This is a genomic window from Sorangium sp. So ce117 (genome assembly GCF_051524395.1).
GTDB classification, from domain to species: Bacteria; Myxococcota_A; Polyangia; order Polyangiales; family Polyangiaceae; genus Sorangium; species Sorangium cellulosum_B.
Map to the genome: position 1 here is coordinate 204,430 of NZ_CP150309.1, position 20,485 is coordinate 224,914.

Genomic DNA, 20,485 nt, shown 5'->3' on the forward strand with positions numbered 1-20,485 from the left:
CGCAGGCCCCGGCGCCGAGGACCGCGTGGACATGCACGAACATTTCTTTGGGAGAATAGCCATGAAAAGCTTTCGTTATCTCACCTTCAGTGCCGCTGCCATCCTCTTGGGCCTCGGCTGCAGCGCCGGCGACGGCGTTGCTCCGTACGACAGCGAAGACGGCGCCGACATCACCGAGGCGCACCAGGAGCTCTACGTCGATACGGGAAACATCTGGGATACGCTCTTCATCCCCGTGTGCTGGGAGAATGGCGCAAGCTTCACGACCGAGAAAGGATGGGTGCGCGACGCGGTGAGCGACACCTGGGAGGCGGCCTCCGGGGTGCGCTTTCAGGGCTGGGGCACCTGCGGTAGCGGCGACGATGGAATTCGCATCAGGATCGCTGACGTCGCTGACCCGGGGCCCCACACCAAGGGCCTCGGCGACGCGCTCGACGGCGAGCCCGCCGGGATGGTGCTCAACTTCACCTTCAACAACTGGAGCCAGGACTGCCAAGCGACCCGCGAGAGCTGCATTCGAAGCATCGCCGCGCACGAGTTCGGCCACGCCCTCGGCTTCGCGCACGAGCAGAACCGCTCGGACACGCCGAGCTGGTGCAACGATGTCGACGGCAGTGATGGCGACTACACCGTCGGCGCGTGGGATCTGGACTCGATAATGAACTACTGCAACCCCGATTGGAACAACGGCGGGGTGCTCAGCGCGACCGACAAAGAAGGCGTGATGCGCTTCTATAGCGGCTGGGCCGTGTCCTGGGCGGGCACGAGCGGGTGGGATTCCATCAACGCGTCGGAGATCCCGCTGTCCGACCTCCGGGTGGGTGATTTCAACGGAGATGGCAAGGACGACCTGTTCCGCGCCAACGGCTCGGGGTGGTACATGTCCTCCGGCGGCACCGGCGGCTGGACGCTGCTCCGCAGCTCTGGCTACACCCTCTCGGACCTCAGGTTTGCGGACTTCAACGGGGATGGCAAGACCGACGTGTTCAACGCCGACGGCTCGCACTGGTGGGTGTCCTACGGCGGCACCGGCAGCTGGGTGCAGCTCAACACGTCCAGCTCCGCGCTCTCGGACCTCCGGTTTGCGGACTTCAATGGGGATGGCAAGGACGACGTGTTCCGCGCCGACGGCTCGAACTGGTACATGTCCTCCGGCGGCACCGGCGGCTGGACGACGCTCAACTCGTCTGGCTACACCGCCTCGGACCTCAGGTTTGCGGACTTCAATGGGGATGGCAAGGATGACGTGTTCCGCGCCGACGGCTCGCACTGGTACATGTCCTCCGCAGGCACCGGAGGCTGGACGACGCTCAACACGACGAGCATCACCGTCTCGTCCCTCAAGTTTTCGGACTTCAATGGGGATGGCAAGGCCGACGCGTTCCGCGCCACCGGCACGACGTGGTACGTGTCCCTCAGCGGCACCGCCGGCTGGTCGACCCTGAACACCGCCAGCGCCACGCTCTCCCAGGTCGCGCTCGGCGACTTCAACGCCGACGGCAAGGCCGATGTCCTGAAGACCTGGCACTGAGCCGGTACATACGTCCCCCCAGCGGGGCATGCCGCGGCCACCCTCATGGTCGCGGCATGCCCCGCACGCCGTGGAGTGACGGCGACCCCTTCGATGCATCGATAAATTGTTGATAGGGCATCCCGCGGAGGCGACGGGTGCATACCGCCGCGAAGCGCGGCGTGTAGCCAACCGCTTCCTGGAGGGCGGCATCGAGCACGCGCCGAGCGAAAAGAGCCGTCGCGTCGGGCTGCGGTGGCCGCTCGCCCGCGGCGCTTTCATGAGTCGGGCGCGCGACAGGCTCGGGGACGAGGCCGCTCAGGAGCTCGCCCTGAGCGCGGCGAACTCGCCTGGATCGTGGATGGTGGGGGGATGGGTCCCGCCACCGATGAAGTCTTCCGTCCGGTCGTACATGCCGAAGTGGGTCACCGGCGCCGAACCGCCCTTTGCCGGGAAACCATCCGCCCCTGCCTTGACCCCGAGGGCGTTCATCAAGCTGCAGAAGTACTTGTTGATCGGCGCGTTGGCGAGCGACGGATCGGTCCCCGTCTCCTGGGAGTACCCGTCGACCTCTTGCGGAGCGCCCTCGGCACACGTGATCTCGCTGTTGCCGGTCGTGAGATCGGGCGAGCCGTCATCGACGTTCACGGCCCAGCCGGTCTTGAAATAGCCGCCGGCGCTGCCGGCCTGGATGATCGGCAGGTTGTTGAGGTTGAGGGCGCAGCCGTCCGACATCTCCTGGAACCAGACGGCCGCGCAGTTGTCGAGGAGCGTCCCGTCGCCCTCGTCGATGCTGTTCAGCTGCCCGACGAGGTGGGCGAACTTCCTTGCATAGAAGTCGTCGATCTTGAGGAGCATGTCAATCACACCCGGGACGCAGGGGCCCTGCACTCCCGCGCTGTCCAAGCGACTCGAGAGACCTTCGCTCTCTTGCGTCAGGCCGAGCCCCGTAAAGCTGTAATTCCCGGGGTACTTCAGGAAGATGACGGGGTTCGCGTTGCACGCCGCCGCGAGCACGGCGAGGTTCGAATAGAGGTCGGCTCCGTCCAGGCTGTTCGAGATTCGCTGCATCAGCCGGTCTTCGCCGAGCGGGGTTGTGCTCGCCAGGTCGATGTTTTCTTGCGTCACGCCGAGCGCCGTGGCGAGGGACGTGTCGCACTGCGCAGAAGCCACCCCATTTCCTGTCGAGTTGAGGAGCTCCTTCCAGGCTGCGAGCTTCTGCTTGTCGGCACGGCTCATGTCGAACCGCTCGAGCCTCTGCAGATCATCCTTCACGATGTCGAGGACGCTCTTGCCGCGCATCGCCGCGTAGGTGTCCGGAGACGTCGGCTTCCCCGCCTCGAAGAGGCCCGTGAGGCTGCTGAAGGCCTGCGACACGTTGAGGCCCCTGAAGAGGGTCTCGGCGGCGGAGTAGGAGATCGCCGACTGAGAGTTGTCATTCTGACCACCCGTGTTCAAGAGCAACGGAGTGCCTTGCGGGCTGAGCTGTCGTGCGATGACGTGATCCAGCGAGGCACCGGTCGGCATGGCGTTGAACTTCGTCGCCGTGTTGAAGCTGAACGGGTCGTTGCTGTTGGGAGTGACCGGGTGGCAAGTGAAGTACGACCCGACCACCTGCGTGTGGTGATCGTTCCCCTGCCCCCGAACCATCGTCGCCGTCCACTCGTTCATCGCGCGGATGCCTCGGGGCATGAGGAGCTTGTCGACGTAAGGCGCGAGGTGCTTGAGCGTCGTCGACTCGAGGTCCGCGGCGGTGAGCGGGCCGTGCGACTTCTTCGGGAACCACCGCGTCGTGATGCAGCCATAGTGCGTGTACATCACGATCAGCCGCTTCGGCGGTGTGGCCGGCTGCGCCATCACGGACCGGTCGAGGATCGAGCCGAGGAACGGCGCCGCGACGCAAGCTCCGCCCAGCCCCCGGAGGAAGATTCTTCGGTTCACGCGCTTTGCCATGATCGTATTTTTCCTGCATCAGTGGAGATGGCGCCCGGCTGACACCCGGAGCGCCCTCCGGATGCCCGCGTTCGCCACCTCTCCGTCACCCCTACAATGCCCGCAGGCCCGTGAACCTATTTGGGTTTCGCTCGGCCGGGAGCGCTCTTCGAGCGGAACGATGCCTCGTGACGACGCGGATCGGCCGCACCGTCCATGTCGCCGTGTAGAACGCGAAGGCAACGGGGAGCGTCGACATCGTGCTCGGCGGTGAGCTCGAGATGGCGCCGCCACCGGTCGCCCTTGCGATCCGTCCACACTCCGAAAAGCGTGTCCGGTTCGATCGTTCCTTCATCGCCGGGTCGACGGGGCTGTCTTCACGCCGCCGCCTGCGGGGCGTAGCATGTGCCAGGGCGCGTCGACTCCAGGGCAGTCTGCCCTCGAGCGCTGCGCCGCGACGTCACCCAACCCGCATCGAGAGGTCTCATGAGTTCTCCGACCGCCCAGCCCGCCGAGAGCTACAACCCCTACGAGGCACCCAAGGCAGACGAACCCGCGGCGCTGCAACCGGAGGAGCGCTCGCGGTTGCGGCTCGCGAGCGGCGGCCGGCGGTTCGCGAACCTCATCGTCGACTACATGGGATCGATGCTGTTCACGTTCCTCGCGGGCGCGATCCTAGGGCTGCTCGGGGGCGCCGAGGTGTTCGAGCAGGTCAACGATACGTTGCTCGGTCTCGTGATGATGTTCGCGTACTATGTCTCGATGGAGGCGATCTTCGGCGCCACGCTGGGCAAGCTCGTCACGGGCACGCGGGTCGTGATGGAGGACGGCAGCCGCGCCGGCATCGGTCGGATCGCGATCCGCACCCTGTGCCGGTTCATCCCCTTCGAGGCGTTCACGTTCCTGAAGCGGGGCGACGCGCCCGTGGGCCTGCACGACGGGCTGTCGAAGACGCGCGTCATCCTCGTGCGCGGCGCTGACGACGCACGTTGAGAGGCGGTGCGCCGAGCTCCTGTGGGACCGCCTCGCGACGGGGCAGGTCAGGGGACGGCCTGCTTGCGAAGGCGAGCGAGAGAACGAGAACACTGGAGGGCCATGGCGCCGAACCCGAGAAAGCAGACACCCACGTCAGACCAGCTCCGGAGGTCGAGGGCTTCGACGCGTACGAGCAAGAGGTACGCGAAGGCGAGGTTGGCCAGCGCCCAGGCCACGTTCACCGCCGGCGGCGACAACCCCTTGAATGGCGGTGATGCAAACGGGGTCTGCAACGGCTGGCCGGACACGCCGGCGATCAAGTGGGGGAGCGCATTGGCGAGGAACGCCCCACCGAAGAAGTACGCGAAATAGACATACCACGGCATGGTGATCTCCTCGATCTGTTCGAGCGGAGACGGCTCTCGCACCAAGAAGTAGGTTGGGCGGCTTTCCCACGCAAGGAAGAAGACGGGGCCACCTTGTTCACGTGCCGGTCAACCTAGGGCGTGAGATCGATCATCGATTCGGTGCCCTTCAGGGTCACGGAGATCTCCGCGCCGAGGCCGGCCCCGCCGGCGAACGCCGGCGCATCGACGCGCACCGCGCACCTCCCATCGGCGATGACCTCCGCGGAGCGGGTCAGCATATCCCCGCGAGGGACCTCGCTGGAATCGCAGAACTGGCCATCGACGCAGGCCTCCGGCGTGGAGGACCTCACCTCGAAATCCTCGGTCCTCGCCTCGCTGCACAGCGGAACACCGCCGGACGCGAGCCCGGAGATCACGGCGACCACCCGGTTCCCCGTGCGGTGGAACCCATCGAGCGTCTCGCCATCCACGAGGGCCCTTTCGCCCCCCGCGACGCCCGGGAGCGCGAACACCACGTCCATGGCGTCGATGCGGGCGGCAGGGATCACCGAGACCTCGCGCGATGCGCCGCCGTCGGCCGCGGTGATCACGACGCTGCCGTCCCCGGTCGCGACGATATCGGAGGGCGCGCCCCCCTCGCGCACCCGGAGCCCCACGCCGGTCCCCACCACGTCGACCGCCGGGCGCTCGACGTTCTGTGGAGAGAAGCGCTGGCCCGCCGCGTCGAACGCCGCCGTGGTGATCGGGAGAGGCCGGTTCGACTGGATGACGGCGCTCGCGCCGCACTCCGCCGGTGTCTCGATCTGCCAGCGCGGGCGCGCCACCTGGACGGTCATCAACAGCGTGACGGGGAGCTCGCGGGTGTCGTCGTACGCGGAGCACGCGTCGAGGCCGCCCTCCGGCACCGCGAGCACGCCCGAGACCTCGAAGGTCGACGTCCCCTCCTCGCTCACGCGGACGGAGAACGTCGTGGGCCCCGTCTGCTCGACGGCGATCGCACCCTGGATGGCGCCTATCTGGTCAATGGTGATCGCGCCCGGGATCGGACTACAGCAGCAGCGCGGGTCGACGACCGAATCCAGCGCCATCGTCACGGAGCTCGGATAGTCGGGCCCGAGCGCCAGCGCGGCCTGGCCCTCCACGACCATGCGCGTCCGCGTCGAGCGCTGGTCGCTCGCGATGTAAGCGCCGGCCAGCGTCGATACCGTGCGCGCCGGGAGCGAGAGCGCCGCGACCTCGCTGGTGTCGGGCTCGACGGGGCCGGGGCAGAGCGGGTCGGGGTCGCTGCCATCGTCAGGGAGCGGCTCCTCGACGCCCGTGTCCGACCCGGAGGGCACCGGCTGGCACGCGAGGCCAGCGCTCATGAACAAGAGAAACGGGAGTAAGCCTCTTCGCATGCCGTAGAAGTAACAGACGTAACCTGCGGAGAGAGGCAGCGGCAAGGTTGCGACCGGGTCGATCTGTGAACGGCATTCACAGATCTTCGTCGCCGCGCGTGGATTGTCCGTCGCGCCGGCGAGGGTCACCTTGCGGCGCGTGACGGGGCCTCTTGCCGGCCCCGCAGAGGAGCAACGCCATGCATGCCGTAGGAGTCCACCGCTACCTTCCCATCGAGCACCCCGAGAGCCTGCTCGATCTCCAGCTGCCGGAGCCGGCGCCGAGGCCGCGCGATCTGCGCGTGCGGGTGTGCGCGGTGGCCGTGAACCCGGTCGACGTGAAGGTCCGCGCGCCGAAGCCCCGGGTCGAGAACCCGCCGCGCATCCTCGGCTGGGACGCCGCCGGCATCGTCGAGTCGGTCGGCGCGGACGTCACTGTGTTCCGGCCGGGAGACAAGGTCTATTACGCCGGCAGCATCGCGCGGCCGGGCAGCAACGCGGAGGTGCACCTCGTCGACGAGCGCATCGCCGCGCCGATGCCGCGGTCGCTCGGGTTCGCCGACGCGGCCGCGCTGCCGCTCACCTCGCTGACCGCGTGGGAGGGGCTCTTCGAGCGCCTCGGCGTCGACCCCGAGGGGCGCGACGCGGGGAGCGCCGTGCTCGTCCTCGGCGGCGCCGGCGGCGTGGGCTCGATGGTGGTGCAGCTCGCCAAGGCCGCAGGGCTGCGGGTCGTCGCGACCGCCTCGCGCGAGGAGAGCCGGGCGTGGGCGCGCTCCCTCGGCGCGGACGTCCTCGTCGACCACCGCGCGCCGCTCCGTCCGCAGCTCGAGGCCGCGGGGATACAGCACGTGGAGCTCATCTTCAACACGCAGAGCACCGAGGCGTGGTGGGACACGATGGCGGATCTCGTGGCGCCGCGCGGGCGCATCGTGGGGATCGTCGAGGCGAAGGCGCCCCTCGATCTCGGGAAGCTCATGTCGAAGAGCGCGACCTTCGCGTGGGAGCTGATGTTCACGCGGTCCCTCTACGAGACCGCGGACATGGCCGCGCAGCGGGCGATCCTCACGCGCGTGGCGGCGTGGGTCGACGAGGGGCGGGTCCGCACGACGCGCCGCGAGCACTTCGGCCGGATCAGCGCGGCGAACCTGCGCGCCGCGCACGCCCGCATCGAGTCGGGGCAGGCGGTGGGCAAGCTGGTGCTGGAGGGGTGGGGCTGACCGCGAGGCGCGCCGGGCCGTTGGCTCACCTGCCACAGGGTGTCACGTGACACCCTCGTGGCGATGTGTCACCCGCGGCGCTCCTGGCCAGCGGCGCGTGCAGGCGCCCGAGGGCTGGGCGCGAGCACCTCCGCGCAGCGGAGGCGGGCGGCGCGCGGCCGAGACGAGGCTCAATCTTCGCGGTTCGGCGCGAGTTCGCCTCTGGCCTGCCGGTTGCTGAGGTCCCTGCGCGAGCGAGCCGTCGAGAGGCATCGACGGCAGCGCCACCACAGGAGAACTCGCCATGATGTTCGAACGACATGTGCTCATTCGCCGGACCTTGATCGCCGCTGCCCTCGCGTTGCCCATCGGGGCCGCGATCGCCGCGAGCGCGCCGAACGACGCGGTGGCCGGCTGCCAGATCACGGTGCGCGTGCACAACTCCGGCAGTCGGGCGTTCACGGTCGACTGGGACGAGAGCAAGGTGAAGGTGTCCGGCGGCACGTGGGACAAGCTCGCGAAGACCTCGTCCGAGTCGGTCGGCGCCGGTCAGACGAAATCGATCGTCTATGGGGCGCTCTTCAACTGCGGAGCGAATCGCCGGTATCAGATCCACACGACCCGGGGCGGCGACGAGGAGACGACCTACTTCCCGGGCGTCAGCGACTGGACGACGGCCCAGTCGCCCACGATCAACATCTCGATGTGACGCTGCCTCGAGCGCGGTCCGGGCCTCTCGCGCCGTGGGTCGACGTCAGCGGGCGAGGAGCGCGATCGCGTCCTGGATCCCGGCGTGGGTCAGCCGTACGCGGACGTCGACGTGGGCCGCGCCGGATCCGAGCACCTCGGAGGTGACGGCGAGCGGGACGGCGACCCCGCCGCGCGCCGGCAGCGCCGCGAGCGCGGCGAGATCCCTGGCGGCCTCGTCCAGCGCCTCGGGCGTGTCGCCGTTCGCCGCGAGCAGCGTCAAGCCAACCAGCGAGAAGAGCCCGCCGGCCAGCGTCCCGCGCCTCCGCAGCACGTCCATGTCCGGCGCCGCGCCGAGCGTGCCCTCGTCGCGCCCCGGATCCACCGCGACGCGCAGCCGAGCCACAAGGGCGGCGTCGTCCTCGCTGATCCCGAGCCACGTCCGCTGGCCGGCGGGGACGACATAGAGGTGGGTCGTGTGCGCGGGCGGGGCGTCCTTCGTGAGCGGCTTGGAGCGGAGCTCGACGTGGAGCGTCCCCGCGGGCAGCGAGGCGGGCGCGCGGACGATCGCGTGCGTCGTGTTCTGCTTGTCCTCGTCGTCCTTCTTCGGCTTGCCCGCGGCCTGAGCGGTGTTTCCGTCCTTCGGCGCGCTCCTCTTGAACCTGTCGAGCTCATCGCCGCGCTGGAGGAGCTCCTTCACCCCGGAGATCCAGGTCTGCGCCGGCTCCTCGACCGAGGCCAGCACCCACCCCTGGAGCGCGAGGCGCGCCGCCTTTCGCGCGCGCGGCGCGCCCTTGTCGCGCTGGTAGGCCGCGAGCGCCTTCTCCGCCGCCGCGCCGTTCGCGCCCGCGCCGACGACGAGGGGGCCGCCCGTGAGGGCCAGGGTCTCGAGGCGATCGAGGACCTGATCGAGCCGCTTCTCTTCGTAGCCGTCGTCGATCATGTCGTCGCGCAGCGCCTTGAAGACGGCGTCCCGCAGCGGGGTGAGCTCGGCGCGCGACGCGCCCTGCGTGTGGAAGGCGACCGCCGTGTCGGCCGGGAGGCGGAAGAACGCCGGCGGCGGCGCGGCGTCCTGCGCGGCGGCCGGCGCGAGGGCCAGCGTGAGGGGCGAGCGCCGGCTCGCGAAGCGCAGCGTGAGGCCGACCTCGACGTCCGCGCGGCCCCACGTGAGGTCGACGTTCAACCGCTCGATGTCGCGCAGGAACCCCGCGGCGAGCTCCTCGCCGAGCGCACCGGCGCGGCCGTCGTCCTCGTCCGCGTCGCCCGCGGCGCTCGCCTCCTCCACGGCCTGGCGGAGCGTCCGATCCGAGAGCTCGATCCGCGCGTCCGCGTCGAGCGGCTCCCGGGCCACGACCTGGACGAGGTAGGCCGCGGCGGCCTCGATGTCCTCCACGTCCTCGCCGCAGAGCAGGCGCGCGCCGTCCCGCCGCTCGCCCGGATCGAAGGCGCAGGCCCAGGGCGGCGCCTCCTCGTCGGGATCGGCGTCACGCGCGCGCTCGACGCGCAACAGGCCCGGGTGCTCCTGGAGCTCCTTGAGCACGAAGCGATCGGCCAGCCGCGGCACCTCCTGCTCCGCGACCGACAGGGAGGCAACGGCGTGAGCGCCCGTGGTGCCCAGGAAGGCGACGTCGATCGGCCTGTCCAGATCGACGATCCCGGCGAGGTCCGGGCCCACCGCTCCCTCGAGCACGCTCGTGGGTTCCGTCGAGCCCATGGTGAACACTAGCGCGCTGCTCGGCACGAGCTGCGCGGCGTTGGCCCAGGTCCGCTTCGGATGGGCGATCCTCAGCACGAAGGTGAGCTCTGCCGGCGCGCTCGCGGGCTGCGCCGCCACGACCGCGGGCGCGGCGACGGCGGGGCGCGGCGCCGCGGGCAGCGGCGCGACGGGAGCGCGCTGGGGAGCCGGGGGGCCGGCGCACGCGGTGAGGAGGGCGATCGGGAGAAGGGCGGCGCGCTTCATGGCGGCGCCGATCGTCGCGCTCGAACCGGGCCCCTGGCAAGCGGGGTGTCACTTCGGGAGCTTCATCACTGTGCCTGCGGCGCTGTTCGTCCAGTAGACGCTTGTCGCGTCCACGGTGATGCCCAGCGGATGATCTTGCCCCGTCGCGAGCGTCTCGGGATCGCCGCCTCCGATGGGCACCTTCTTCACGCTGCCGTCGTCGTTCGTCCAGTACACGCTCTCGGCGTCGATCGCGAGCTTCCGCGGGTTGCGCTGCCCCTCCGCGAGCGCGAAGGGGGGGCCGCCCTCGAGCGGAGCCTTCATCACGGTCCCTCCGTCATTGGTCCAGTAGACGGCGGCGGCGTCCACGGCGATGTCCTGCGGCTTGACCTGCCCGTCCGCGATCGCGCTCGGGGCGCCGCCCGCGACAGGCACCTTCATCACCGTGCCTCCTTCGTTCACCCAGTAGACGTGGGTCGCGTCGACGGCGATGCCGAGCGGCGAGTCTTGCCCCTCCGCGAGCGCGACCGGGGCGCCGCCCGCGACGGGCACCTTCATGACGGTGCCCTGGTCGGCGCTCGTCCAGTAGACGTTCTCGGCGTCGACCGCGATGCCCATGGGGTATGTCTGCCCGTCCGCGAGGATCGTGGAATCGCCCTCGTACGTCGCCATCATGATGATCTCGAGGCCTGAGTCGGTGAAATAGATCTGGCCGGAGGGGTCGAGCGTGATGCTCTGGGGGGCGAAGGGGGGGTCTCCCATGAAGAGGAACTCCGCATTGCCGCCGCGGACAGGCACCGTCATCACCTGTCGAGCGACGGGATCGACCCAGTACGCCGTGGTTTCGTCGACCACGATGTCCGTCGGCTCGACGCCGCCCGACGCCAGGAGGAGGGGCTGGCAGCGCGATGCCACGCACGGCGCTCCCAGGCAATAATGGCCGCAAGCGCCGCAGTGCTCCGGATCGGAGGTCTTGTCCGCGCAGGCGCCGGCGCAGAAGGACAGGCCATCCTGGCAGCCGGGCGCGTCGTCGCCTCCGGTCCCCGCCGCGGCCACGGCGACGCCTCCGCCCCCGCCGGAGGTCCCCGAGCTCGCGGCGTCGGAGCTCCCAGGAGCGAAGTCCCGAGCTTCGGGGCTACACGCGGACAAAGCAAGCACACTCATCAGCAGGAAGCGGTTCATGGCGCGCAGTGTACACGGAACGCGGGAGCACGTCGGCAAGCCTCCCTCGGAGCGCTCGTGATGTTCGCTGCTGTCGGGCGCTGTCGTATCAGCGGGCCAGCGCGACGAGCGACTCGGGCATGCCGAGGTCGACAAGGGCCGGCCGCACGAGGGAGAAGAGCTCGATCCAGACGCGATCGAACGCCGCCTCGAGCGGCGTCGCGGCCCGCCTCGATACCGACCGGCGACGTTCGATGAGCCCATCTCCGGCGCGGCACCGGATGTACCGGACAGGAGCGTCGTCGAGCGCCCACCGCTGGAGCTCCTCGGGGAGATCGCGGAGCGCGCCGCTGAGCCTCTCGAAGGCTTCCGGGGTCAGCGAGAGATCGTGGCGTGTCCCGGTTCGCTCCTCCGGGCCCGACGGCCCGATCCAGTGGCACCTCACCGCGCCATGGCCGCTCACGCGCAGCGTGGCCTCCCAGCCGGCGAGCGACGCGGAGAAGCCGGGGACGAACGCGAGGTCGATCTCCATGATAGAGCGGGCGGGTGCCGCGGGGCGCGGGCCTCAGCGCGCCGGAGTCATGCCCGTGTCGTCGAGCGCCGGCCAGGCTGGCCGGAGCGGGAGGACGAGCGCATCGAACGGAGCGGGCAGCGATACGGAGGTCGCCGCGTGCAAGCAGAACTCCCGGCCGGGCCCGAGCACCATCTGGCGCATCCACAGGCCGGCGCTCGCTTGCTCCAGGATCGGCGTGAGCCGGGCGAACAGCTCACCGTAGGACACGCCGTCGGGCTTGCCGAACCAGTGGGCGTAGCCGGGCGCGTTCAGCGCAACCCCGCCCCGCAGGCGATACAGGCCCCCGGCCCCGCCGCCGGCGACCGCGGCCGCCGCGTCGTGCGGCGCCGAGCGGCTGGCGGAGACCGCGGCCTCGTTCAAGGCGCCGAGCGCACCGAAATCCTGCACGAGGTACCAGTCCTCGTAGACGTCGCCGCCGCCGGCCGCCCAGGGGGCCCCGGAGAGCCCGACGCTGAACGACCGGAGAAAGCCCGGCGCGGGCGCCGCGGCGAGCGCCGCGTGGAAGGCGCGCTGCCGGCGCTCGTACTCGCCCGCGGCGGCCTGCGGTTGCCTCCAGTGCCAGAACACGTAGGCCAACATGGACTCGCTGTTCCCTTCCGCGGGATAGCTCACGTCTTCTCCGATGCCGGATGCTTCATGTTCATGTAAACACCGCCGGCTTCGAGCTCATCCAGCATCTGGCAGAGGCGCTTCTCCCTGGTCTCCTGCCGCTTCGCTTGATTGATCCACCCGATATAATCGTTTTGCTGGTAGGCAGGGCGCGCCTTGTAAGCATTCATCAGGCCACGCTCGTTCAGCGCGGTCTTGACGAAATCGGGGATCGGGTGCCTGGGCCGTCTCAGGCCTGACGGGTCGGCGCTCATGGCTTCCTCGTTATACCGATGCACGGCGTGGAGGTGAAGCGGAGGGCCGAGCCCCTCGCCGCTCGCCGCTCGGGGCTCGCCCCGGGCGATCACGGGCCGGGCGCGGCCCTCGTGGTCGATGAAACTTTCACCGCCGTGGGGCGTCTCAGCTCCCCGGAGGTTCCGCCCGATGCCCAGACGTCGTGGTCTCTTCCCTGCGTTCTCCCTTTTTTGTCCGGCGCTGCTCTCCGCCGGGTGTGCCCAGCCGATCGACGCTCCGGACACGACCGCGTACGTGCTGCTCGATCCCGCGGCGCGCGCTCGCTGGACCGTGGCCAGCGACGGCTGGCAAGGGGCGCCGATCCTGCCGGTCGCCCTCGATGTGGGAGAGACGGCCGTGCTGCGCGGCCCGGAGGGCGCGGAGCGGATCGCGCTGCGCGGGGGCATGCTCGCGCACGTCCGCGGCGCCGAGGGCGAGATCCGATGGCTCGCGCTGGGGGAGGAGGCGCGGGACGACCGCCTGACGCTGCACGCGAGCAAAGCGGCCGCGGCGGCGCTCGCGGCGCTCGTCGGCGGCGAGATCTCCCCGCGCCGCGACGGCATGTGGACGCTCACAGCGCCGGATCTGCTGGAGCGCGGCTCCTTCCTCGATCCGCCCGAGGGGGTGATCGAGGCCCTGCCCGACGCGCAGCGCGAGCCGGGCGATCCTGCCGCGTTCGCGCCCTCGGCGGCGCAGGACGCCCTGGACGCGCTCGCCGCGGTGCCTGCGGCCGCCAGAGGCGGCGCGCTGGAGCCTGGCAGCGCGGAGGCAGAGCTGGTCGGCCTCTACGCCGCGGGGCTGCGGACGCTCCTCCTGGACGCGTCCGGGGGCTTCACGCTCGAGGACCGCTGCTCCGGCGAGGTGGTCGCGACGGGCGAGTACTCGGCCGCGGGTGATCGCGTGATGCTGCGATCCGCGGGGGCGGCGCCGATCCTGCTGGGCCGGGATCGGGATAGGCTGGTGCGGCCGGGCTGGGAGGCCTTCGCGCCGCTCGCGCCCGAGCCCTCGGGGCGCGGCGAGGCGGAGAGCGAGCTGCTCGGGAACGGCGGTGAGGAGTGACCATGAAGCGCAGGCATTTGCTGGGAGCGACTGCAGCAGGGCTCGCGGCCACCGCGTGGCCCGCGTTCATCCGCGACGCGTTCGGCGACGGCGCCGCGTGCGACGAGACGGGCAAGCCGGCGGCCGCCGCGGGGTCGCTGGTCCAGGTGTCGGCCGCGTTCCGCCGCGCCCGGCAGGCGAGCAGGGCGCTGCTCGTCTTCGTCATCCCCGCCGACGACAGCGCCAAGTGGGAGCGCGGCCACGCGTTCGGCGAGCTGCTCAACTTCGGCGCGGACGGGGATCTCGCCCCGCTCGCGGGCGTCGAGGTCGTCTGCGCGACCATGGCCGATCTGAAGAAGCTCGTGCCCGGCGCCGGCAACGGGGAGCCGCTCATGGTGGCTGTCAGGACCGACAAGGTGCCTGTCGTCGCGACGCAGCTCGACGTCGCGCTCCCGAGCTACGACGGAATGCGCCGCATGGCGGGCGGCGGCCGGGAGGAGCAGCTGAAGCACGACGACAAGATCGCCGCGCAGCGGATCGGCGCGCTCGGGGCGCTGCTCCGGAAGGGCCTTGGCGCCGATGCGCGCAACGTGGAGGCCCGGGCCGCGAGCGTGCGCGCGCGGCTCGTGAAGGCGCCGCCGGCGGGCGCGCGCTGGGCGATCGCCAGCGGCTGCGGGATCGACGTCGAGGGGGCCAAGGACAGCGGGCTCATGGCCTGCGGCATGGGGCACGTGCCCTCCAAGTCACGGCGCTTCCTGTACTTCTTCTCGGTCGACGGGCGCGGGGCATCCACGCGTTGATCCCGGTCGGCCTCACGCTCCAGCCCGACGCGGCGTTCCTCGACCTGCTGGCCGAGGTGATCCTGCGCGACGCCGACTACTACGAGGTGGCGCCCGAGACGCTCTGGCGCGCGCCGGACGCCGCCGAGGCCGATCTCCAGGAGAACGGCTTTCACCGCCGCTTCGCCGAGCTCGCGCGCCGGTCGGACCGGCCGTTCGTCGCCCACGGCGTGGGCTGGTCGCTCGGCGGCGCCTCGGCCGCCGACGCGGGCCGGCGCGCCCGCTGGCTCGCGGCCCTCCGGCGCGACCACGCGATCTTCCGGTTCCGCTGGTACACCGATCACCTCGGGATCAGCGCGCCCGCCGGGCTCTCGGCCGGGCTGCCGCTCCCGATGCCCATGAGCGCGCACAGCGCCGCGGTCGCCCGCCGCGCGCTCCGGGCGATGCAGGACGTCGTGGAGGACGTCGGCGTCGAGAACAGCGTCAGCTACTTCGTGCTCGGCGATCCGCTGGACGAGCCGCGCTTCCTCGAGCGCATCCTGAGGGCGCCGCGGACGCACCTGCTGCTCGACCTGCACAACGTCCACACCATGGCGGAGAACTTCGGCTTCGATCCGGCCGAGTACGTGGCGCGGCTCGATCTGGGCCGGGTGATCGAGATCCACCTCTCCGGCGGCGGCCCGAGCGATCCGGGCTGGCTGCCTTCGGGCCGGGTGTTGCGGCTCGACGGCCACGACGACGCCGTGCCGGAGCCGGTGTGGCGCCTCCTGGACGAGGTCGCGCCGCGCTGCCCGAACCTGCGCGGGGTGACCCTGGAGCGCATGGAGGGCACGGTGCACGGCGCAGACGACGCGGCCGCCGTGCGGGAGGAGCTCCGCCGCGCGCGGCGCGCGCTCGGCCGGCGCGGGAGGCGCGGGTGACGCGCGCGGTCGGCGGCAGGTCAGCGGGGCGCGCGGCGCGTGGCGGGGCACGGGAGGCCCGCGGCGGGGCAGGGGAAGCCCGCGGCAGGGCAGCGGAGGCCCGTGGCGGGGCAGCGGAGGCCCGCGGCGGGGCAGCGGAGGCCCGTGGCGGGGCAGCGGAGGGCGCGGCGGCGCGGCTGAGCGGGGCGCAGGCGCACGCGCGTTACGAAGCGCTCGTGGCCCGCGCGATGACCGCCGAGGATCCCGTGGCCGCGCTGCGCGCCGCGGCCGAGGATCCGGCGCTGCCGCCCGCGCTCCGGAAGGCGCTGCTCGGCGCCGACGAGGACGGGGTGAGGATGTCGGCACTGCTCGTGGCGCGGCTGCGCTTCGAGCGGCTCCTGCGCGGCTCGCCCGAGGCCGAGGCGTGGTTCGACCGCGATCCTGCGGACTTCAGCGCCGCGTTCCGGCGCTACCACGCCGAGGTGCCGCCCACCGCCTTCTTCCCGCCGGGCGAGGCCCGCCTCTTCCGCTGCTGGATCGAGGCGCCCTCCGCGCCTGCGCGCGCCCGACGGCCCCGATGACCCGTGGGCGTCAGCAGCGCTTCCTCGCACCTCTGCCGGGCGTCAGCAGCGCTGCCTCGTCGGAGATGGTGAAGTTGACCCGGTGGATGCCGACGGGGTCAGCCGCCTCGTCGGCGGAGCTCGGCCTCGAGCTCGGCGATGCGCCGCTCCGCCGTCGCGCGGGCGGCCTGCTCGGCCTCGGCGCGGCGTCGCTCCGCCTCCTCAGGGGTCGGGACGAGCTCCGCCCCGTCGGGGGTGCGGGCGAGACGGAGCGCCGCCGGCTGGCCTGCGGCAGGGACGATGACCCAGTGCAGATTGAGCACGGTGCACGGGCTGCGTTCCCCTTCGACGACGCGCTCGATCAGATCGTCGTCGATGCGATCCCAGACCCGCAGCCGCTCTCCTGGCGCGGCGTCAGGATCGAACGCGACGAGCTCCAGCACGCCGAGCTCGTGGTACTTGCGGAGCTTGTCGGCCCACGTCTGCGGATCCGCGTCGTGCTCGCTCACGATCTCGACGGCGAGCTCAGGGGCACCGCGCTCCCACGTCTTCCAGGAGCCGAACGGCGTGTCAGGGGTGCCGAGCCGGACAAAGGCGTCCGGCGCCAGACACCGGCTCGGATCCGACGCGGACCAGTAGACGAACTGGTCGGATCCGATCGACGCGCGATCCGCGAAGGTCTTGAGCACGACATAGAGCAGGGTCCTGATCTCGAGGTGGCGCTTGGTCTCCGGCACGAGGGCCTCTTCCGGGAAGTGGAGCGGGGAAGGCGCGCGAACATGGCGGAGCCGGCGCGCGAACATGGCGTGCTGCATGGGGACAGTATCCACACGCCGTGTGTGTACGTCGACCGCGACGCGGCTCGGCTTGCTCGCTTCGTCAAGATCGCCGCGAGTTCGTTGCGGCGCGCGCCGGTGTAGCCTGGCAGCGCGGCGGGGCAGGGGAGGGCCGTGGCGGAGTAGGGGAGGCCCGTGGGCGGGGCAGCGTAGGCCCGCGGCGGGGCAGGGGAGGCCCGCGGCGGACCATCTCTGCGAGGAGAGCGTCCGTGCGCTGCACCGGCGGCGCGAACACGCTCGTCGTCGAGGTCAGAAGGTGGCGCACGTGACGGTGATGTCGCCGTTCGCGTCCGCGAGGCAATGGAGGACATCGAGGCACTCGTTCGACGCGTCGACGCACTCATTGCAGCTGGCACTGCCGCAGCCCTGGGGCAGGTCGCGGCACTCGTACCGGGTGAACGCGCAGCCGTCGGGAACGTTCTCAACACATATTTGAGCCGCCTTCTCGCAGAACACATCGCCGCACGCGAAGCGACCTTGCGGCGCGGGCCCACAGTTTCCGAGGATCGACGTGCCCACGCCGGCGGAGTCCGCGAGACACGCGTTGTCGTAGATCTTGCCGTCGCAGCCGCAGGCAGGTGGACCGCCCAGGCCGCTGCATGAACTGGGCACAGCACAGTACTCCGCCGGGCAGACGTCGTTGGGCGGGCTCGTCCCGCACGCAAGGTCGCCGAACAGGCAATGCGATCCCGGCGCGCAAGGCCCATTCATCCCGCACGCCTCACCAGCTGTCCCCGAGCCGGAGCTCCCGCTGGCGCCGGTCGTCCCGGAGCTCCCGCTGGCGCCGGCCGAGCCGGAGCTCCCGCTGGCGCCGGCCGAGCCGGAGCTCCCGCTGGCGCCGGCCGAGCCGGAGCTCCCGCTGGCGCCGGCCGTCGACGTGGAACTCAAGGTATCCTCAACAACGGTGACAGCGTCGCACGCCGCGAGCAGTGCGGCCGTCAGCAGCGCGCCGGTGACAGCAGCCCATGATCTTCGCATCGACGATTGGTGTGGCATACGTTCGCCCCAGGCAAAGCCCACGCCATGCGCGTTGTGCCGCGATTGCTGTTGTTTCTCCATCTGGCGCGCGAGGTTCGTGTCGCCTTGTGCCGAAGTTGGCCATGGCACCCCCAGGGCCTCCGGAGGGTGTTCACTTCCTCATTCAGGCACCCCTGATGCCTCCTGCCCCGGAGAACTGGACCTGGGTCCCGTTCAGCGCTGCCGCGCGCTTCGGTGTAGCCTCGCCGCATGGACGCCCGCGGCCTCCGTCGCGCCCTCGCCCTCGCCGCGCTGGTGGCCGGCACCGGCATTGCCGGGTGCTCGTGGTGGTCGTCCGAACGCCCCTCCGCGTCGCGCCAGGATGTCGGGAGGGCAGGGGGGCAGCCGTCCGCCGCGCCGTCCTCTCCGGCCGCTTCCGGCGGCTTCGCCGCGGGAGGGCCGCAGCCCGCCGCCGCGCCGCAGGGAACCCCGCCGCAAGCGCGGCCTCTCCTGCTCCTCACGGACCCTGCCGTGCTCGCCGAGCTCGAGGCCGCGGGCCTCGACTTCGGGTCGGTGCTCACAGGCGCGCCGCGCGCGCCGGCCTCGCTCTCCGCGCTCTCCCGTACCGCCGAGCTCGGCTCGATCGCGCGCGTGCTCGCCGACGACCTGCGGCATGTCCAGCGCGCCGATCCGAGGAGCGGGACGAGCATCGCGCGCCACGCGCACCGCCTCTTCGACGAGCGGTGGCTCTCGGCCGAGGGCGCCCGCTTCGAGCTCATCGGCGTGGTGAACCGGATGGATCGCCGCCCGTTCGACGCCTCCGCCTGTGGAGAGACCCGCCTCGTGTACCGGCTGGCCTACGCCGCGAAGACCCCGGGCGGCGTGGCAAGCGCCACGTCCGCTGCGGGCGCCTCCGTCGCCACGCCGGCCCCCGCCGCTGCCTCGCGCCTCCCGATGACCGTGTCGTTCGAGCTGCTCGCCCCCGCCGGCGATGCTCGCGCGTGCCGCCGGCTCGCGCAGGCCTGGTCGCGCGCCGGCGCGTTCTCCGGGCCGGATCTCGTCCGCTTTCTCACCTCGCCTGAGGGCCCGCTTGCCCCGGGCGCCGCCGATCGCGCGCACCTCGCGCGGCTCGTTGTGAACCTGCAGAGCGTCCGCTGGCCCTCCACCGTGCGCCCGGACCTCGGCGGGCACGCGGAGTACGTGCTCCGCGCCTTCCGCTGGGACGCCCGCGCCGGGCGCTACGCGCCGCTCGCCCTCGAGAACACCCCCGACGTCGCCCGGCTCTCGCGCGACCCGGCGCGGCGCGAGCGGCTGCGCGCGTGGCTATCGGCCCCCGAGAACCTCGCGCGCCTCGACGAGGGCACGGCGCTCCTGCCCGAGGAGTTCCTCGCCACGAAGGCGCTGTCGGCGACGCCCCACGGGCTCGCGCGCCGCGCCAACCGGCCCTTCCGCGTCCTGTTCGAGCCCCGCGACTTCGCAGGCGTCGATTTCGGCGGCCTCTCGCGCGTCCGCTCGCCGGAGGGGCTGCTCCGGCGGCTCGATCAGATGACCTGCCCCGGGTGCCACCAGAGCGGGTCCGTCGCCGGCTTCCACCTGCTCGGGCAGGAGCCTCCCGGCCGCGTCCACGACGCGCTGTTCACCGTCGAGTCCGCGCACCTCGCGGGCGATCTCCCGCGCCGGCGGGCGGTGGTCGAGGCCGTCGCGCGGGGCGCCGCCCCGGACGACGAGGTGCCGTATCCGGAGCGAGGCGACGGCGCGCGCGGCGGGTATGGCGCGCGCTGCGGGCTCGGCGACCCGAGCTTCGCGGATTGGTCCTGCGCGGAAGGGCTCGTGTGCTCCGCGTACGACGCCCCTCAGGAGGACCGCGCGACCGTCGGCGTCTGCCTGCCGGCGGCGCCGGAGGTCGGCGACCCGTGCCAGGTCGGCGCCGTCGTCCCCCACGCCGACCCGCACCGCGATCGCGCCGCGGCGGCGCAGCCGGGGGCGTGCCCGCTCGCGGCGGTGTGCAACACGAGCCCCGTCGGGTTCCCCGGCGGCATGTGCACGAGCAGCTGCGTCGCGCTCCCGGAGGAGGGCGTCTGCGGCGCCATCGCCGTGCTCGACCCGTTCAACCGCTGCCTCGCCCGCGGGACGGTGTTCACCGAGTGCCTGAGCCGCCACGTCACCCCAGCGGGCCTGCGGCGCTGCTCGAGCGAGGCGCCCTGCCGCGAGGACTACGTGTGCGCCAGGACGAGCTCGGGCGAGGGCGCCTGCATCCCGCCGTACTTCCTGTTCCAGCTCCGGGTCGACGGCCACGCGGTGCCGTGACCGCTAGCGCCCAGCGCCGGGGCGCGCCAAAAAGCCGGTCTTCTCGTCCGCGCGGAAGCCGCACGCCTCGTAGAAGCGGTGCACCCCGGGCCGGCGGGACCCGGTCATCAGCATGACCTTGTAGCACCCGGCCGCCCAGGCCTCCGCCAGCGCATGGCGCACGACGCGCGCGCCGAAGCCTCTCCGCCGGTGCTCGCGGTGGGTCACCACGTTCTCCAGCAAGGCATACGGCCGGCCCCCGCGCGTGAGGTTCGGAATGACGATGAGGGAGCAGCAGGCCACGAGGGCGGCGTCGCGCTCCAGGACGACGAGGTGGTACCCAGGGTGCTCGAGCATGCGCTTCCAGAGCGCCGAGAGCTCGGGCTCGGGAGGGAACGGCGCGTCTTCGGGCTGGAGATCTCGATAGAGCCCCAGGACCCCCGGAAGATCCCCTCCCTGCGCCCCACGGACGATGCCGTCCAGCATTGCCGAGCCCGTCCGCTCATCGCCGCCCTGTCGCATCTTCATTC

At 71.6% G+C, this 20,485-nt stretch carries 20 protein-coding genes; 9 read left to right on the forward strand and 11 right to left on the reverse strand.

Translation table 11 applies throughout. The features are described from left to right. Window positions 1-61 precede the first annotated feature (61 nt). Entirely contained in the window at window positions 62-1,531 is a 1,470-nt protein-coding gene (locus WMF46_RS00805; RefSeq protein ID WP_437983836.1) for an FG-GAP-like repeat-containing protein, read from the forward strand. A 297-nt stretch (window positions 1,532-1,828) separates the two neighbouring features. Here WMF46_RS00805 and WMF46_RS00810 read toward each other — a convergent pair whose 3' ends face one another. After that, on the reverse strand, window positions 1,829-3,451 hold the full coding sequence (locus WMF46_RS00810) for a DUF1552 domain-containing protein (protein WP_437983837.1): 1,623 nt from the start codon (window positions 3,449-3,451) through the stop codon (window positions 1,829-1,831). A 477-nt stretch (window positions 3,452-3,928) separates the two neighbouring features. Here WMF46_RS00810 and WMF46_RS00815 point away from each other — a divergent pair, with 477 nt between their 5' ends. Next, window positions 3,929-4,435, forward strand: a complete 507-nt coding sequence (locus WMF46_RS00815) for an RDD family protein (protein ID WP_437983838.1) — start codon at window positions 3,929-3,931, stop codon at window positions 4,433-4,435. A 47-nt stretch (window positions 4,436-4,482) separates the two neighbouring features. On the opposite strand, the gene WMF46_RS00820 is transcribed toward WMF46_RS00815, so the two are convergent. Then, window positions 4,483-4,803: a hypothetical protein gene (locus WMF46_RS00820; protein ID WP_437983839.1), complete on the reverse strand. Its 321-nt coding sequence runs from the start codon at window positions 4,801-4,803 to the stop codon at window positions 4,483-4,485. 113 nt (window positions 4,804-4,916) lie between these two features. After that, the gene (locus WMF46_RS00825) at window positions 4,917-6,149 is read right to left on the reverse strand and encodes a hypothetical protein (protein WP_437983840.1); all 1,233 of its coding nucleotides are present in this window, start codon (window positions 6,147-6,149) and stop codon (window positions 4,917-4,919) included. A 212-nt stretch (window positions 6,150-6,361) separates the two neighbouring features. Here WMF46_RS00825 and WMF46_RS00830 point away from each other — a divergent pair, with 212 nt between their 5' ends. Together WMF46_RS00830 and WMF46_RS00835 are read left to right on the forward strand one after the other, a co-directional pair. After that, window positions 6,362-7,378 carry a zinc-binding alcohol dehydrogenase family protein gene (locus tag WMF46_RS00830; protein ID WP_437983841.1) on the forward strand — a complete coding sequence of 339 codons (1,017 nt, stop codon included), beginning with the start codon at window positions 6,362-6,364 and terminating at the stop codon, window positions 7,376-7,378. A gap of 283 nt (window positions 7,379-7,661) precedes the next feature. Continuing rightward, entirely contained in the window at window positions 7,662-8,066 is a 405-nt protein-coding gene (locus WMF46_RS00835) for a hypothetical protein (RefSeq protein ID WP_437983842.1), read from the forward strand. Window positions 8,067-8,111: 45 nt separating this feature from the next. On the opposite strand, the gene WMF46_RS00840 is transcribed toward WMF46_RS00835, so the two are convergent. The 5 genes from WMF46_RS00840 to WMF46_RS00860 form a co-directional block, all read right to left on the reverse strand. Beyond that, complete coding sequence (locus WMF46_RS00840) at window positions 8,112-10,004, reverse strand: hypothetical protein (protein ID WP_437983843.1); 1,893 nt, start codon at window positions 10,002-10,004, stop codon at window positions 8,112-8,114. 48 nt (window positions 10,005-10,052) lie between these two features. Beyond that, window positions 10,053-11,165 (reverse strand): hypothetical protein, encoded by a 1,113-nt coding sequence (locus WMF46_RS00845; protein ID WP_437983844.1) that lies wholly within the window; start codon window positions 11,163-11,165, stop codon window positions 10,053-10,055. Window positions 11,166-11,253: 88 nt separating this feature from the next. Then, window positions 11,254-11,676 (reverse strand): hypothetical protein, encoded by a 423-nt coding sequence (locus WMF46_RS00850; RefSeq protein ID WP_437983845.1) that lies wholly within the window; start codon window positions 11,674-11,676, stop codon window positions 11,254-11,256. A 33-nt stretch (window positions 11,677-11,709) separates the two neighbouring features. Continuing rightward, window positions 11,710-12,330 carry a hypothetical protein gene (locus WMF46_RS00855; RefSeq protein WP_437983846.1) on the reverse strand — a complete coding sequence of 207 codons (621 nt, stop codon included), beginning with the start codon at window positions 12,328-12,330 and terminating at the stop codon, window positions 11,710-11,712. Continuing rightward, entirely contained in the window at window positions 12,327-12,581 is a 255-nt protein-coding gene (locus WMF46_RS00860; RefSeq protein WP_437983847.1) for a YdeI/OmpD-associated family protein, read from the reverse strand. Before WMF46_RS00860 ends, WMF46_RS00855 begins: the two co-directional genes overlap by 4 nt. A 169-nt stretch (window positions 12,582-12,750) precedes the next feature. Between WMF46_RS00860 and WMF46_RS00865 the strand changes: the two genes are divergently transcribed. The 4 genes from WMF46_RS00865 to WMF46_RS00880 all read left to right on the forward strand — a co-directional run bounded on the left by WMF46_RS00865 (window position 12,751) and on the right by WMF46_RS00880 (window position 15,897). Further along, on the forward strand, window positions 12,751-13,659 hold the full coding sequence (locus WMF46_RS00865; protein ID WP_437983848.1) for a hypothetical protein: 909 nt from the start codon (window positions 12,751-12,753) through the stop codon (window positions 13,657-13,659). Window positions 13,660-13,661: 2 nt separating this feature from the next. Continuing rightward, the gene (locus WMF46_RS00870; RefSeq protein WP_437983849.1) at window positions 13,662-14,438 is read left to right on the forward strand and encodes a hypothetical protein; all 777 of its coding nucleotides are present in this window, start codon (window positions 13,662-13,664) and stop codon (window positions 14,436-14,438) included. After that, window positions 14,435-15,337 (forward strand): DUF692 domain-containing protein, encoded by a 903-nt coding sequence (locus tag WMF46_RS00875; RefSeq protein WP_437983850.1) that lies wholly within the window; start codon window positions 14,435-14,437, stop codon window positions 15,335-15,337. Before WMF46_RS00870 ends, WMF46_RS00875 begins: the two co-directional genes overlap by 4 nt. Window positions 15,338-15,552: 215 nt before the next feature. Beyond that, on the forward strand, window positions 15,553-15,897 hold the full coding sequence (locus WMF46_RS00880) for a hypothetical protein (protein ID WP_437983851.1): 345 nt from the start codon (window positions 15,553-15,555) through the stop codon (window positions 15,895-15,897). 98 nt (window positions 15,898-15,995) lie between these two features. Here WMF46_RS00880 and WMF46_RS00885 read toward each other — a convergent pair whose 3' ends face one another. Both WMF46_RS00885 and WMF46_RS00890 read right to left on the reverse strand, forming a co-directional pair. Beyond that, window positions 15,996-16,691 (reverse strand): Uma2 family endonuclease, encoded by a 696-nt coding sequence (locus WMF46_RS00885; protein WP_437983852.1) that lies wholly within the window; start codon window positions 16,689-16,691, stop codon window positions 15,996-15,998. Window positions 16,692-16,961: 270 nt separating this feature from the next. After that, on the reverse strand, window positions 16,962-17,771 hold the full coding sequence (locus tag WMF46_RS00890) for a hypothetical protein (protein ID WP_437983853.1): 810 nt from the start codon (window positions 17,769-17,771) through the stop codon (window positions 16,962-16,964). A gap of 168 nt (window positions 17,772-17,939) precedes the next feature. On the opposite strand from WMF46_RS00890, the gene WMF46_RS00895 reads away from it, so the two are divergent. After that, window positions 17,940-19,976: a hypothetical protein gene (locus tag WMF46_RS00895; RefSeq protein ID WP_437983854.1), complete on the forward strand. Its 2,037-nt coding sequence runs from the start codon at window positions 17,940-17,942 to the stop codon at window positions 19,974-19,976. A gap of 3 nt (window positions 19,977-19,979) precedes the next feature. On the opposite strand, the gene WMF46_RS00900 is transcribed toward WMF46_RS00895, so the two are convergent. Continuing rightward, a complete protein-coding gene (locus tag WMF46_RS00900; protein WP_437983855.1) occupies window positions 19,980-20,483 on the reverse strand; it encodes a GNAT family N-acetyltransferase in 504 nt (167 codons plus the stop codon). Between the last annotated feature and the right edge of the window lie 2 nt (window positions 20,484-20,485).